This window comes from Colwellia meonggei, assembly GCF_057537295.1.
Genome location: NZ_BAAJLZ010000006.1, coordinates 138,980 through 154,687 on the forward strand (window position 1 = coordinate 138,980; position 15,708 = coordinate 154,687).

Consider the following 15,708-nt stretch of genomic DNA (forward strand, 5'->3'; position numbering starts at 1 on the left):
TGATTATTTAAACGACAAACTTTTCTAACAATAATTGTTGTTGGTTAACTTCGTCGACCAAGGCTTCATTTGTACCGACTTGTTCTTGAGAGAAGTCACCAACCTGTATACTGATATCATTAATATGTGTGGTGTTCTTATTAATTTCTTCAATAACAACGCTTTGCTCTTCAATTGCTGCGGCAATTTGAATATTCCTATCCATAATATCTTTAACAGAGTCTGATATATTCTCTAGTGTTTGATTGGCAACTTGAGTATTTTCGACACAAGCCTCTGCCATTTCACGACTTTCATTCATTGATAACTGCACTTGCCCTGAAGACTCTTGAATTTGCTCAATCATAGTTTTAATTTCAGTTGTCGACTCTTGGGTGCGTGAGGCCAAAGTTCGCACTTCATCAGCAACAACGGCAAATCCTCGACCTTGTTCACCGGCACGAGCTGCTTCGATTGCTGCATTTAGAGCAAGTAAATTAGTTTGCTCGGCAACGCCGTTGATCACTGAAAGTACTTGTTCAATATTGTTACTGTATTCGGCCAGTTGATTACTTAACTCCTGCGAAGATGAAATAGTTTGTGATAACCCGACAACATCATTACTGGTTTTGCTAAATAATGAACGTCCCTCATCTGCCCGCTCGTTAACTGAAGAAATTGAGGTGGCAGCATCTTGTGCGCTGGCGGCAATATCCATCGAAGTTTGGCTCATTTCATTCATAGCTGTTGCTAATCCTTCAACCAGCATTCCTTGTTCGCCTAATTTGGTACTCGACTCATTGGCTAATTCTGTGGCGTTATTACTATTATCAACAACAACCCCAGCTTTTTGTTTAATGTCTTTAACTAGCTGTTGTAAGGTATCGAGAAACTTGTTGAAGTTACTTGCGACAGCACCGCACTCGTCATTGTTCTTAATGGTTAAGCGTTGAGTTAAGTCGCCACCACCTGATGCTATTTCGGCAATCGCAGCTTCTAGTTCATTTAGTGGCTGTAATAACTTTTTAGCAAGTTGTCGCAAAGAAAAAATACAAATAGCAATGCCAATAATGGCAAATAAAATGGTTTGATTAGTTAAACTTGAAAGTGATTGATAAACTTTATCTTTTTCTAATAAAACTCCTAAACTCCAGCTCATGCCAAACTGTTTTTTTAAAGGAAAAAAGTAGATTAATTTTTCTTTATCATCATGTTCAATAGTGATGATTTTGCGATTGTTATTCGGCGATGTATTGTAAACAGAACTGGTATTTTTACCGTTTAAACTTGCATCAGGGTGGGTAATGATATTGCCATTTTCATCAGCAATAAATGCTAAACCAGTGTTATTGAAATTAATGGTATTTACACTTGTTGCAATACTATCAAGGCTTAAATCTCCACCAATAACACCTTGAAATTTAGAGTTGTTTTCAATGGGAGCAACCACTGATAGTAATAACTCTTTTGTTGCTGCGTCTATGTAAGGAGCAGTGAAAACTACGCCATTACTACGTTGGGCTAATTCAAACCAAGGTCGGTCTCGAAAGTCGACACCAGCTGGGTTTTCTCTATTCGGATCATTTGAACGTAATTGGGTTTCATTTGCTAGGGTGCCGAACATTAAAGAAAAGTCAGTGGTGAGAGATGATAGTTCTAATGCTTTTTGAAAATTTTCAGGAGAATAGTCACTCTCAACCATATTTCTCAGTACATTTATCTGGGAAGTTTTACTGGTTAACCAATTACTAATACCTTGTGCAAGTAATGATGAGTTGTCTTCAACATAGGCTTGAGTTTTTTCCTGTAGCGAATTACTGATTAACATATAACTGGACAGAGAAAGTAGTGAAACAATAATAAACACAACCACTCCAGATGCTACCGAAAACTTTGTTCTGATATTCATATTCAAACCCATAATTAAAAAAACGATACGCTTTAATATATAGTCTACACTTTAAGAAAAGTGAAAATTGAAAGTGATTTTTTATGATAAAAATTAAAGAGTTTGCAAATTCTTCGATATTAGCTTTGTTGCTTTTAAGTCCAGGTTCTTTTGCAGATGAAAATATAACTATCAGTGAATTAAAGCAGCAACTAGAGGTATTAAAAAAGCGCATTGAGTTATTAGAGAAGCAGCAAACCGCTAATACACAGTCCGTGATTAATATTGCTAAACCGCTTTCAAAAAGTGTTGCTAAAGAACCTAAAAAGACAGAAAAATTGCCTGCTGGCAGTTCAACAAACAAAGTTAAACTTTATGCCACTGTTCGGCCTACTTTAGGTTATATTGATGAAGATGACTCTAAGCAAATGGATGTTAGAGATGCACTTTCTCATGCCGGCTTTAAAGCCACCAGTGAGTGGGATGAAAATTGGAGTGCGACCTTGCATGGAGAGTGGGGAATTGACTTGTCTAATAATGGTGACTTTGGCAAAGCAAGACAAGTTTACGCTGCTCTTACAAGTCCAATCGGGACGGTAGGCATCGGCAAGCAAAGGCCAGTAAATTATTTATTTGTTGCTGAGTATGTTGATATTTTTAATCATGCGAGTAGCCCGTTTGCATATGATCCAGAAAGCATATTTTTTGTCGATAATTTATTGACCTATAAGTATAAATATCAAGAAGTCACTTGGATGGCAGCAGCGCAGTTTAATGGTGACGATGGCAATAACTATAGTGACTTAGTTAATGTTGGTGTGAGTTATGATAAAGACGGATTGCATGCTGCTGCGACTTACCTCAGCCAGCAAGCGAATGTAGCTAATGTAGATGTTGGAGATGATGAAACTTATGCTGCGGCGTTGGCTTATGATTTTGATAGCGGATTATACTTAGCACTTGGCTATCAAGATAAGGATTACCAAAGAACTAATGGTGATCTCGATAGAAGTGGTCATACGCTTGATCTTTCTGCAGCTTACTGGTTGGCTAAAGAATATCGCTTGAAAGTAGGCTATTTCGACTTTTCCGATGGCCATACTAACGGTTTAACACAAGACTTTAATGGCTTTAACACTACCCTTGAGTGGGTACCAAAACCTTGGTTAAGGTTTCATGTTGAATATTTGCAAAGGGACTTTGATTATTTAGATGACTTTTCTTCATTATCAGTTGGCTTTCGCTATGACTTTAGTCAGCAATGGCAATATTAAGCTGGCGTGAATAGAGCTATGAATAATATTGACATCAAATGGCGTCAAATTTTTTTCTTATCTAGTTTGTTTATGGTACTTCTGTTATCAGGTGTTCGGGCAGCTCAGGGGCGCACAATTCCGCAGGTAATGATTTTAGCCGATGACAGTTACCCGCCTTATTCCTATATTGAAAATAACCAGTTAAAAGGGATTTATGTCGATATTGTTAGAGCCGCTGCTGAGTTGATAAGTGAGCATTATCAAGTTAACTTGCAAGGGATGCCATGGAAGCGGGCGTTAATGAAAGTTGAAAATGGGGAGGTTTTAGCAATATTACCCCCTTATAAACGTATAGAGGAACGTGAATATATTTGGCCTTATTCTCTGGCTATTATGAGCGAAACGGTGGTAGCTTACTGTCAAAAAAGTATTAATATTATTGATTATTTTGATGAGCATAAGTTCAAGTCGTTACCAGTATTAAATATAGGTATTAATTCTGGTTATATGATTTTCAGCGCAGAAATTAAAGCCGCAGTAGCTGATAAGCGCATGATGGTTTGGGAGAATAAGAGTACTGAGGCTAATATTATGAAGTTACAATCTAAACGCCTTGATTGCTATTTAAATGATCGATTAGCAATACAATATGAATTGTTAACGCTTAAGAAAAGCCAGCAATTGAATTTCGATGACGTTGCTGAATCACTTATTGTTATGTCACAAACAGCCCATATAGGTTACAGCATTAGTGACAAACAACAGTTTTCTTATAAAAATGATTTTGTTAATCGTATGGATGATGCATTGCAACGCGTAATTGAGTCTCAGCAGTATACTGAAATTATTAATAATTACTTACAGCGATAGTTATTTTTAAAATATACAGAATTGAATTTTAACTACATCTAGAAAAATACTTTTAATTTTAAACGTTGATGTAGTCTTTTTTGCTGAAATAGTGAACAAAATATGTGTGAGCATATAGCAGAACAGCTTAAAATAAGGCGCAAAGAAAGTTAAACTCTATCTAAGTATTATTGCGTTTAAGCATTTAAATTTATGCTAAGAGTTTGGCGTCTCTATTGAAATCATAGGAAACTGTACCTAGAAAAATAACTAAGAAAGTATGTTAAGATAGCGATACTCCTAGCACTTTTTAAATATCCTCTTTTATATGAGTTTTTCTCAGCACTGTTTTACCAAATTTAGTTCTAACATTGATGGTTTGGCAATTCCTCAACAATTTACTTTTCCATTTTATTACCAACCTGATCAGCTTGCGGTTATCGCTTGTAATGAGCTACAAGCAAAGCTAAACACTAACAAGCAATGGCGTCAGGTCTGTGGTGTCGATAAAAGCAATACAAATAATGCTGGTACTGTAAATCGTTCAGGAAAAAATACTGGTAAAATGTTTGGTGTTTTGGTGGTGCAAAATGCACAGCAACAATTGGGCTATTTAAGCGCATATTCGGGGCAATTTGAAGGCGCACCTGAAACCTTAACTTTTGTACCTGCTGTTTCTGCAATGCAGCTGCGAGATGAGTTGTTTTTAAAAGAACAACAGCAAATTAATGTAATAAACAGTGAGATTGAACAGCTAGTCTCAAGTGATGAGCTTGCGCAATTACAAGAAAAACTTAATAAAGCTAATACTACTTATCAAGAAGAACTCACTGCTCAGCAAGTATTGATGGTAGCAAGTAGAAAGCAGCGCAAACTTGAGCGGCAGTCAGCGAGTGAAGTTTTAACAGCTGAAGAATTTGGTGTCTTAAAGGCACAGCTAGCGGGACAGAGTATTGAGCAAAAGAAGCAACTACAAGCACTTAAATCTGTATGGTCAGAGAAAATAGCGCTAATTCAATCGGCAGTTGATGCAATAAATACGAATATTCTGTTATTGAAGAAACAGCGAAAGTCACGGTCGAAAAACTTACAAAAGAAACTCTTTGCACAATATCAGTTTTTAAATGCTAACAACGAGGTTAAAGATCTTAATAAGATCTTTGCTGAAATACCTGATAGAACACCTCCGGCGGGCTCAGGTGATTGTGCAGCGCCTAAGCTATTGCAATTTGCTTATCAAAACAATTTAGAACCAATTACCATGGCTGAATTTTGGTGGGGGGCTGCGCCTAAATCGGCTATTCGCCACCATGGCCATTACTACCCGTCATGCTATAGCAAATGTCAGCCAATATTAGGTCATATGCTGAAAGGTTTAGATGTTGAAGCAAACCCATTGTTAATAAATCCTGCACAGGGCAAAGATCTGAGTATTGTTTATCAGGATGATGATCTTTTGGTGATTAATAAGCCGGCTGAATTTTTATCGGTACCCGGTAAAAATATCGAAGACTCAGTATATTTACGGATCAAAAATCAATTTCCTCATGCCAGTGGCCCACTCATTGTACATCGGCTTGATATGTCAACATCTGGCTTATTAGCAATTGCATTAAATAAGCGCGCTCATAAAGCATTACAAAAGCAATTTATTGAACGTACGGTTAAAAAGCGTTACATCGCCCTTGTGAATCGTGAGCTTAAAGAAGACAGCGGTGTTATTGATTTACCCTTGCGGTTAGATTTAGATGATAAACCAAGACAATTGGTGTGTTTTGAATATGGCAAGAAGGCCTTAACTCATTGGAAGGTTATTGAAAAAAATACTAAGCAAAGCCTAGTACATTTATTTCCTGTTACGGGTCGAACTCACCAATTACGCGTACATTGTGCTCATCATCAGGGCTTGCAGGCCCCCATTGTTGGCGATGATCATTATGGTGTAAAGGCTGAACGATTACATTTACATGCGGAGTACTTGGCGCTTAAACATCCGATAACACATCGTGAGATGGTTTTTGAGGTTGCTGCTGATTTTTCATTAACGTGAACGTTAAATGTACCAATGAAAAAATTCTATATAGCAACTTAAATAACTAGCTAATAAGAACATTCTCAAGTCGCTCTTCTATGAGCGACTTGAGCAAATAATGAGACTCGCAAGTTATAGCTTTTTTCCTAAGCGCTTTTCAACCTGTTGCTTCTCCCAGTCAGCATCAAAGAAACTAAATACTTCAAAAACACTAATGCCATGTGATACTAAACCTATACCCCAACCAAAAGCTGCCCACCATGCCCAGTAATATTCGGGGCTGGTAAGAAAGTTGACAATAAATAACCCTAAAACCACCACAGCATAATTAATTAAATGGCTATAAAAACCTTTGATATCTTTAACGTGCTCTATAACTCTACTTTCTTCTTCAGTAACTTTTTCTGAGTTATTCATCGTATCCTCCATTAACAATTCATCAAGTTCAACTTCGAAAACTGCTGCAAGGGATTTTAATGATTCTAAACCAGCTTTTTGGCCGCGTTCAATACGTTGAATTGTGCGAATATTTAGGCCACTTAGTTGTGCTAATTGTTCCTGAGACCAAGCTCGCTTAAGTCTAAGTTTTCTTACTATCATTTGACATTCCTTGTTGCTGTTCGAGTATTACTATCTAATAAATTAACGTGAATGTGTTACGACTTCTATCTGACAAAAGTGCGACAGTCTTTTATTATCAATAGCTTACAGTGTAATTTTAATTCCAGAGAGTTTGTTTATCTATCTAAAAATCTACATTATTAAGGAGTAATACGGCTTCGTCAAAATCATAAATTTCAATTTTTTCCATCACTTGTGATAATGTTTTTTTAGATTGCTGATGTTCTACCATAGGCAGCAGTGCTTGAATGGTATCTAGTGCTGCAACATCATAGTTTTCAATTTCATTTTGTAATTGTTTTAGGTGCTTTTTACAAAGCTCGGGATTAAAAGTCGAACTTTTATCTTGAGCGGGTTTAATTTTAACCAAATCATGCTGTATTTGCATAAGTTCATGAGTTGCTTGAGCAATAGAGTCAGGGTCTCCTATTTCTTTTATCGCTGCATTTTCAATATTGTCTGCCAATTTATAAAGTTTTGTCGCGCCAATATTGCCTGCAACTCCCTTTAGTGTATGAGCCAAGTATTCCACCGTTGAGAAGTCACCTTGTGCAAGTGCCGTGGCAATAGGAGTGATAGCGTCTGCATAATTGTCTTTAAATTTAACTAATAAGCGATGATAAAGAGCGGTGTTTTGTTGTGTAATTGCTAAACCTGCTTTGGTATCAATACCATAAAGCTCAGGAATCATTTCACCGTCACTACTGCCAGTCGTTGCCGAGCTTGCTGTTGCACTATGATCACTAGGGGTAACCCATTGCGCCAATTTAGTAAATAATTCACTGGTATTAATGGGTTTACCTATGTGCTCATTCATGCCACTGCGCAGAGCTTTTTCTCTATCGCCTGCCATCACATTAGCTGTCATGGCAATTATGGGTAAATTGGTAAAGCGTGCATCTTGTCGTAATTCTCTGGTGGCGGTATAACCATCTTTAACGGGCATTTGGCAATCCATTAATACGCCATCAACGGTTTCGTTATCAAGGAAGTCAATAGCTTCTTGACCATTATTGGCAACATAAACAAGGATGTTGTGGTGCGTTAACAGCTCGGTTGCAAGCTCCTGATTAATTTCATTATCCTCAACAAGAAGGATTTTGGCTCCTTGTAATGCGTCAATAGCTGCTTGCTCTTCTAATGGCATGACTTTGTATTTTAGGTTTCTTAAGTTTTCTTGGCCTAAAGTAATTAATAAACTATCGAGCAAATTGGAAGAGGTAATCGGTTTACAGGTAACGTAGTAATTATCACCTTCGTTCAATGCTTCTATCGGTAGCTCTCTGCGGTTTGGCAAGATATGCAAAATTGGAAGTGTTGGGCAAGCATCGCGAATTGAATAAATGTCAGCACAGTTTTGGTTATCACTGCATTTAGTTACGTCAAAAATTAATGCGTCAAATGCATTAGCTTGTTGGCTAAGCTCAGGCAAAGCCTCAATAACAGAATTATAGTTTTCAACAATAAAGCCAAATGACTTTAAGATACGCTGTAAAATTGATTTGTAGGTGTCGTTATCTTCTATTAAGGCAAGTTTTAGTCCTTGAATAGAAGATAAATGAGGTTTGTTTGCCTTTGCTTGTTCTGCTGATTGTGTTTGATAACTGATGGTGAAATGAAATTGGCTACCAATGTTTTCTTCACTTTCTAACCAAATTTCACCACCTAATAGTTCAATTAAGCGTTTACATATTGCTAACCCTAAGCCAGTACCACCATATTTTCGCGTTGTTGATGCATCGGCCTGATTGAAAGATTGAAATAACTTTTCTTGTTGCTCGGCACTCATTCCTATTCCAGTATCGCAAATAGAAAACTTCAAGGTGACGCTTTCATCATGCTTGTTAACACATGAAATGTTGATTCTTATTTCACCATGCTCGGTAAATTTTGCCGCATTGCTACCTAAGTTAGTGAGTATTTGTCCTAAGCGCAGCGGATCACCGATAAGATCAATCGGTACGTTTTGCTCAACATCAAATATCAGTTCAGTTCTTTTTTCTGTGAGCTTGTCGATCAGCATGTTACTGAGATTGTCGAGAATATCGTCTAAGGAGAATGGAATTGATTCAATGTCGAGCTTATCAGCTTCAATTTTGGAAAAGTCTAAAATATCATTAATAATGCCAAGTAATGATTCCGCCGCTCGATTAACTTTAAATATATAATTTTCTTGCTGGGGAGATAACTGTGTTTTAAGTGCAAGAGATGACATGCCGATAATAGCATTCATTGGTGTACGTATTTCATGTGACATATTCGCTAAGAAATTTGATTTGGCTTTGGCGGCATCTTCGGCAAGAGATTTCGCATGAGCGAGTGCCTGCTCTGCCATTTTTTGTTCGCTGATATCAACAAAAGTTCCTAGCAAGCCGCCAACACTGCCATCGGCTTTTTCGAAGCCTTTTACCCAATACATGGTGTTATGTTCTAGACCATCACCATAAACCATTGATAACTCTTTTTTTACCATGCCAATTGAAGCGATAACTTCAAGGTCTTCTTTCTGAAATGCTTGTCGCTCGGCAAGTGGTATATATTCTAAATCGAGCACCGTTTTGCCAATAATATCTTCTCTTTTAACATTAAAGGTTTGCTCATAAGCAGTGTTCACATTGATAAATCTAGCGTCTGGCCCCTTAACAAAAATAGGATATGGAATGGTATCAGCTAATGCTTGTTGAAAGAGCACTTGCTCTGTTAGTGCTGCATCGTTTAGTTTTCTTTCGGTAATATCACGAATAATCGCGACAATAAATCTATCGTTGTGGATGTCGAGAGAACTTACGGTTACTTCAGCGGAGAATTCGCTATTGTTTTTTCGCTTTCCTGTAAGTTCTATTAACTGTTTTTGTGGCTCTTTTTGGTGAATTAATTGCTCGAAGACATGTGAACTTGCTTCTTCTGGCAACAAACGTTCAATTTTCTGACCGATGAGTTCTGATTTTTCATAGCCAAACATTGAGAGAACTTGTGAATTGACTAAACTATGTTCGCGATGTTTATCGAGTAAAATAATCGCATCCGGCGCTGATTCCATTAATGCGGCAAATTGTGCTTTTGCTGCATTTTGTTGGGTTACATCAATTAAGGTTAAACGCACTTCACTAAGTTGTTCATTTTCATCATATACCGGCAAAGCTGACATCATGGTATCTATTGTTTGTGTATTGCTTATTTCTACGGGAATTTCACATTCTAATAAGTGAGATTTGGTCAAAAATATTTTATGGACGTAATATTCCTCAGCTACAAACTCTTGCCAGTTCAGTGAAGTGAATATTTCTCGCGGGCGTTTAAATAAATGAGCAAACGCACAGTTGTGCTTAATAAATTCACCTTTAGGATTTAATGTTGCATAGGCAACAGGCGCATGTTCATATAACTCCCACATTGCGCGTTCACGTTGCTGTAACTCTTGTGTGCGCTGTTCAACAATTTTTTCCAACTCTTCTTTTGAGCGGCGCATATATTTTGTTGAGCGTTGTCCTACCGTGACTGTAAAAATGTTAGAAGTTAACGTGAGCAATAAGGTTACAAATGAAATTAGCATGAGTTTGTTTCTTAGTGAGCTAACTCCATGCATAGCCTCTGCTGCATCGATTTCAGTCGCGATACCAAACCCAAGTTTGCTATCCCAAACCCAAGCACCATATACGCTTATGCCACGATAATCGTTATAGCCAATAACATTCGAGGCTACTTTGTTTTTATTTAATATGTTTTGACTATCAGGTCGAACATTATTAATTAAATCATTAGCCATAAAAGTAAATGGCTGTTGCCTAACATCGACCTCAGCACTATTTGCTAGGGTAATATCGACCTTAGGCGCGTTTAGTGAAATGAGTTGTTCGTTTTTGTTTAAGTTTTTAAAGTAAGCTATTGATGAAAGATCAGCTTCAAAACGGCTTTTAGATAGCATTTCTCCTAGTGTATTTACCAAGTAGCTTTCACCTGATGCGCCAATGCGACCTTGCTGGAGAATGTTGGAGATATGGCCACTTGCTTGCACGCGCAAGGTTAGTGCAGCAATGACATTCTCTTCATGGTCTTTTATTGGTGTCACGATAAACATACTGTATTGGTCTATTGGACTGCGCGTGTTGCCAAAGCTTAAGCTGACATCTGACTTTATCGGCGATACAAAATGGGTTTCACCTGCGAATACCGCGGGTAATATATCTGGCTGTTGCTTAGCAATTAAATTGATTTGGCCTAAGTTTTCATTTCGGCTTGAGCCAATATTGATATAGTCTTGATTGATGATAAAGAACCCTTGGCCATCAACACTGCTTTGACGAAAATACTCGCGTATATTTTGTAATGGATTTGATGTTAAGAGCGAAGCTTTTAATGTTGGCTGCAATAATAATTCTTGAGTTAAATTAACTACCTCGTCATCATTACTGATTTGTTTTAACAAGTTTTCTTGATCCATTATCCAGTCATTTAGCCTTGATTTTGTTGCCCCTACAACAAACTCTAAGTTCTTTTTCATGCTGGCTTGGGTGCTTTCTTCATTATCTTGCAATGTTAAATAAATCACCGTAAATATTATGGCAATATTAAGAATAGATATGGAGTGAACAATAACGGGAAATCTTCTTGAGGCCATAAAAATAGCAAGACGTTTTGCTGTGATCAATTTAGGTAGTAAGAGTGTTGAAGAAATTAGCAATAATGAAATAACTACCATAATGATGATCAATGAAATGCTTTTATCATGGTTCATTTGTTTTGGAGAAAACTGTGCTAAGGCATCTTCTAGCAAGATGTTGTCTGGTAAAACAGGCGAAGAAACCATACCTAGTTGGTAATAGGTTTCAGTGATTTTTTCCATGCGAGTACGAGCAATTGAACCAATAGGAATAAACTTGGCTAGAATAACTTTGTTGATTTCTTCTGCTTCAAAAACGAGATGTTCGTGAGTTTTATTTTGACTATTATATTTTTTTTCAATTAGCGAGATAATTTCTTGCTTATTGTTTAAAGCATATTGCCAGCCTTTGATCGTTGCTTGGCGAATAGCTTGTACACGTTGTGGGTGATTTTTTACTTCTTCTTCGCTGGTAAATAGGTTGTCACCATAGAAGTCTATACCGTAGTCACGTGGGTCAATGATGAATATATCAATGTTTTCTTTGGCAAATTTAAAAGGTTCATCAGTGCGATAAATTAACATAGCGTCACTTTCACCATTAGCTAAAGCAGAAAAGTTATAACTTTGTTCTTGCCATATAAAGCCTGAGGTTTCTGGTTGAGCTTGTTTAAGCATAGCTATGATTGATGCGTAGTTTTCACTACTTGAGTCAACCATAATTCGTTTACCTATTAAATCAAACGGCGTGGTAATATTTGATGAACTTAAGGTGGCAAGTGTAGAAGGGGAGTGCTGAAATATTTGCGCAACAATAACCACCGGCTTGCCATTGTTTTTCGCGACAATTAAACTGGAATTATTAATGCCGTAATCTGCATTGCCATTTACGACGTAATCTTCAATCGCGCCATCACCGTTAAATTCTCGTAATTCAACATCTATGCCTAACTCCTGATAGTATCCTTGTTCAATGGCAGCGTAGTAGCCAGCAAATTGAAATTGGTGTGTCCAATTAAGCTGAATAGTTACTTTTTCTGTTTCTGCAGCCAAGCTTGTAGTGCAGATAAGCATCAATAGTGCTGATAAGAAGTGAGTAAATTTAGTGGTAATGCGAAAAAAACTTAACATATAGTTTATGTACTCTGTGCGGATTCTTCAGAAAACTGCGCTTTAACAGCAAGGATTTCGTCTAAATTATCAATAAAGTATTCTACTAATTGGGGATCGAAGTGCTTCCCTGATTCATTTTTGATTAACTCTATTGTGCTTTCAATGGTCCAGGCCGGCTTATATGGGCGCTGTGAAGTTAATGCGTCAAACACATCTGCTATGGCAATTATTCTGCCTTCTAGTGGAATTTCTTCCGCTTTTAAACCATTGGGGTAGCCACTGCCATCCCATTTCTCATGGTGTGTTACAGCCACTGTTTTAGCCGTTTTCATTAACTGTGATGGATTTTTTTCATCAAGAATTTCTGCCCCAAAGGCGGCGTGTTCTTTCATTATTTTCCATTCATCGTCATCGAGTTTTCCTGACTTTTTAAGAATATGATCAGGTACGCCTATTTTGCCAATATCGTGCATCGGGGCAGCATTCATTAATAAGTCAGCGTTTTCTTCACCCATGCCACAAGCAATGGCAAGAATATAGGCATACTTACTCATACGTTGAACGTGATTCCCTGTTTCATTGTCTTTAAATTCTGCTGCGCGGCCTAATTTTTGAATAATATTGTAACGGGTATTGATGAGTTCTTGTGTTTGCATTTTTACTTTTTGGTACAGTTCTCGCTTCTGGTCGCTCAATGCTAAATGTGTTTTTACCCGTTGCATTACAATGGCTGGATTAACTGGTTTCGCTATATAGTCAACCGCACCTAAACTAAGCCCTCTGGCTTCGTCTTCAACTGAAATTTTGGCGGTTATAAAAATGATAGGAATATCACGCGTTGCAATATCAAGTTTTAAACGCTTACAGGTTTCGTAGCCATCGATACCTGGCATCATAATATCTAATAATATTAAATCAGGGCGAGGCTGAATATTGGCTATTTTTATAGCCATTTCTCCATCGCGTGCTACCTTAAGCTGATAGTTTGGTTTTAATATGCCTACCAAAACATCAATGTTTTCAGGTGCATCATCAACAACTAATATTGTCGCGCTATCTCTCATGCCAAGTTCCATTGTGAGAATATAAATAATCTATAATTAAAACATAGCAGTAACTCTCTTTTCAGACAATAATTTCCCTATAATTTGTTGATTGTTTTTTAGTTGCTAGTTGAGTGTATAGTCATTAATAATTTTGTTATCTGAGCTATGGTACTTGCTGTGTTGACCATTGCTTGATGATACGAGCTAATTCAGCAACGCCATCAGTTAGTGCTGCAGGACCTGGTTGCAAAATATCGGTTGAATTTATCTCGTATATGTCATTATTTTTAATGGCAGGTATTTGTTGCCAACCTGATCGGGTCACAACTTTTTCTTTGTCGAACTTTCTCCCGCACCAAGATGCAATATAAATGTCAGGTTGCTTAGCTATAACGTCGCTGGCATCAGCGACAATACGATTTTTAGCGAGAGATTGCTTTGAAAACTCTTGATAGCAATCAACACCTCCTGCAATTTCAATTAATTCACTGACCCAACCAATACCAGTTATGATTGGATCAAACCATTCTTCAAAATATACCTTAGGTTTTTTAGGCAATAGTTCAGCCTGCTGTTTTACTTGCTGCAAATTGTTTTGCATTTGCTTAACTAGCTTTTCGCCCTTTTCTGGCTGGCCAATTAATGCTGACAGTGTGCGGATCATTTGTAGGGTTTCACTGATACTGCGATGGTTAAAGCAATGTACTTGAATACCTTCTTTTATTAAGTCAGCGACAATATCTGCTTGCATATCTGAGAAAGCTAAAACTAAATCTGGCTTTAGTTCCATTATTTTTTCGGTTCTTGCTGTAATGTAAGCACTTACTTTAGTTTTTTCTTTACGAGCTCGTTCAGGGCGCATAGTGTATGCTGATATACCGATTATACGATGGTCTTCTTCCATCATGTACAGTGCTTCGGTGGTTTCTTCTGTCAAACAGATTATGCGTTCAGGCCATTTGGGCTCAGTAATTGAGAACATGTTTTCCCTTGTAAATTTATCGTTGAAAAATTTAGTTTTATCGTGCTTATGTATACACACTTTTGAAGAATAAACATTGTTTTAGCATTTTCCTACGTGCAGACACAAGGAGCAATCTTACTTATGATAACGATACAATAGATCGAAAAATAAGATTTAACTCATTAATCTTATGAACATATTTGATAGACTAACTTAATAAAATTGTATTGATGTTAGGAAGAGTCAATTGTCAGAAATTAGTATCTATTTATTGCGTCATGGTGAACTTGTTAAGTCAGGTATTTTATGTGGGCGTACGGATATTGAGCTTTCTGAGCGTGGAAAACAGCAACTAATTGATGCAACATCTAAGCTGCCAATAATTTCTCATTGCTTTAGTTCTCCACTTATTCGCTGCCAAGTATTTGCACAACAGTTTTGCCAGCAACAAAAAATTCCATTACAGGTTATTGAGCAATTAGCGGAAATGAACTTTGGTGATTGGGACGGAGAAAATTACCAAACTTTATGGCAACAAAATGCCAAGTTAGCTGAGGCTATACCTTCATTAGGTGATTTTTGGCAAAACCCATGGCAGTGCTCGCCACCAAACGGTGAAACTATGACGGACTTTGCGGTCAGGGTTGATGCAATTTGGCAATTGTTGTTACAGCAGGGTGTTTCTGTTAGCCAAGACTCAGAGAAGCCCCAAAACTTTTTAGTGATTAGTCATGGTGGAGTTATTCGTTATATTTTGGCTAAAATCTTAAATCTACCTTTGCCGGGTACATCACACATGACACAAATCGATGTGCCGTATGGAGCGCTAATTCATATTAAAATTTTTGTTGATAATAATGGTAAGGCTTGGCCTAAACTAATGCTGTAACTGGTACGATCTTTTAGTCCTTTAGTATGAAGCTAAAAACAACATTTTTGACAATAAATTGATTTAAAAGATTTTTATGTAGTTAGGTTATAACTGAGATAAAAATAAACCTTGCTATTTTGTCTTAGCTGTTGATAATCGCGCCATTAATTTAATAATGTCTAATTCTATTTTACTTTTTCAGCATCTATTGAAGCTATTCTAATGGTTTAATAACTAGTGAAGAGGAAAGTAATACTGGGAATGTGGTGAAAGTCCACAACTGTACCCGCAACTGTAAACAGAGCGATGTATTAACCACTAAAGTAAACTGACACTTTGGGAAGGGATATATCTAGACGCTGTAAGTCAGGATACCAGGTGAATGATGTCATTAATTGCTACGTCGAGCGGGTTACTCGAGCATTTATCATTTTTCTCGGTATGAGCTATATTTTTCATACTTGACATGCTCCCTAAAACTCCGCTTTA

At 37.3% G+C, this 15,708-nt stretch carries 9 protein-coding genes and 1 riboswitch; of the genes, 4 read left to right on the forward strand and 5 right to left on the reverse strand.

The window, feature by feature from the left end; translation table 11 throughout:
* Nucleotides 1–7 precede the first annotated feature (7 nt).
* Nucleotides 8–1,888, reverse strand: coding sequence for a methyl-accepting chemotaxis protein (locus AC27E9_RS14920; protein WP_487131515.1), 1,881 nt, complete (start codon nucleotides 1,886–1,888; stop codon nucleotides 8–10).
* 83 nt (nucleotides 1,889–1,971) lie between these two features.
* Here AC27E9_RS14920 and AC27E9_RS14925 point away from each other — a divergent pair, with 83 nt between their 5' ends.
* The 3 genes from AC27E9_RS14925 (at nucleotide 1,972) to AC27E9_RS14935 (ending at nucleotide 6,022) form a co-directional block, all read left to right on the forward strand.
* Nucleotides 1,972–3,141 carry a porin gene (locus AC27E9_RS14925; RefSeq protein WP_487131517.1) on the forward strand — a complete coding sequence of 390 codons (1,170 nt, stop codon included), beginning with the start codon at nucleotides 1,972–1,974 and terminating at the stop codon, nucleotides 3,139–3,141.
* 18 nt (nucleotides 3,142–3,159) lie between these two features.
* Nucleotides 3,160–3,993, forward strand: coding sequence for a substrate-binding periplasmic protein (locus AC27E9_RS14930; protein WP_487131519.1), 834 nt, complete (start codon nucleotides 3,160–3,162; stop codon nucleotides 3,991–3,993).
* Nucleotides 3,994–4,300: 307 nt separating this feature from the next.
* Nucleotides 4,301–6,022 carry an RluA family pseudouridine synthase gene (locus tag AC27E9_RS14935; RefSeq protein WP_487131521.1) on the forward strand — a complete coding sequence of 574 codons (1,722 nt, stop codon included), beginning with the start codon at nucleotides 4,301–4,303 and terminating at the stop codon, nucleotides 6,020–6,022.
* 114 nt (nucleotides 6,023–6,136) lie between these two features.
* On the opposite strand, the gene AC27E9_RS14940 is transcribed toward AC27E9_RS14935, so the two are convergent.
* From AC27E9_RS14940 to AC27E9_RS14955, 4 genes are all read right to left on the reverse strand, one after another.
* Entirely contained in the window at nucleotides 6,137–6,604 is a 468-nt protein-coding gene (locus AC27E9_RS14940; RefSeq protein WP_487131523.1) for a 2TM domain-containing protein, read from the reverse strand.
* Between the two features lie 145 nt (nucleotides 6,605–6,749).
* Entirely contained in the window at nucleotides 6,750–12,356 is a 5,607-nt protein-coding gene (locus tag AC27E9_RS14945; RefSeq protein WP_487131525.1) for an ABC transporter substrate-binding protein, read from the reverse strand.
* A 5-nt stretch (nucleotides 12,357–12,361) separates the two neighbouring features.
* Nucleotides 12,362–13,402, reverse strand: a complete 1,041-nt coding sequence (locus AC27E9_RS14950) for an HD domain-containing phosphohydrolase (RefSeq protein WP_487131527.1) — start codon at nucleotides 13,400–13,402, stop codon at nucleotides 12,362–12,364.
* A 145-nt stretch (nucleotides 13,403–13,547) separates the two neighbouring features.
* The gene (locus tag AC27E9_RS14955; RefSeq protein ID WP_487131529.1) at nucleotides 13,548–14,366 is read right to left on the reverse strand and encodes a cobalamin-binding protein; all 819 of its coding nucleotides are present in this window, start codon (nucleotides 14,364–14,366) and stop codon (nucleotides 13,548–13,550) included.
* 229 nt (nucleotides 14,367–14,595) lie between these two features.
* On the opposite strand from AC27E9_RS14955, the gene AC27E9_RS14960 reads away from it, so the two are divergent.
* The gene (locus tag AC27E9_RS14960; RefSeq protein WP_487131531.1) at nucleotides 14,596–15,237 is read left to right on the forward strand and encodes a histidine phosphatase family protein; all 642 of its coding nucleotides are present in this window, start codon (nucleotides 14,596–14,598) and stop codon (nucleotides 15,235–15,237) included.
* A gap of 193 nt (nucleotides 15,238–15,430) precedes the next feature.
* Nucleotides 15,431–15,616, forward strand: a riboswitch (cobalamin riboswitch).
* The last annotated feature ends 92 nt before the right edge of the window (nucleotides 15,617–15,708 follow it).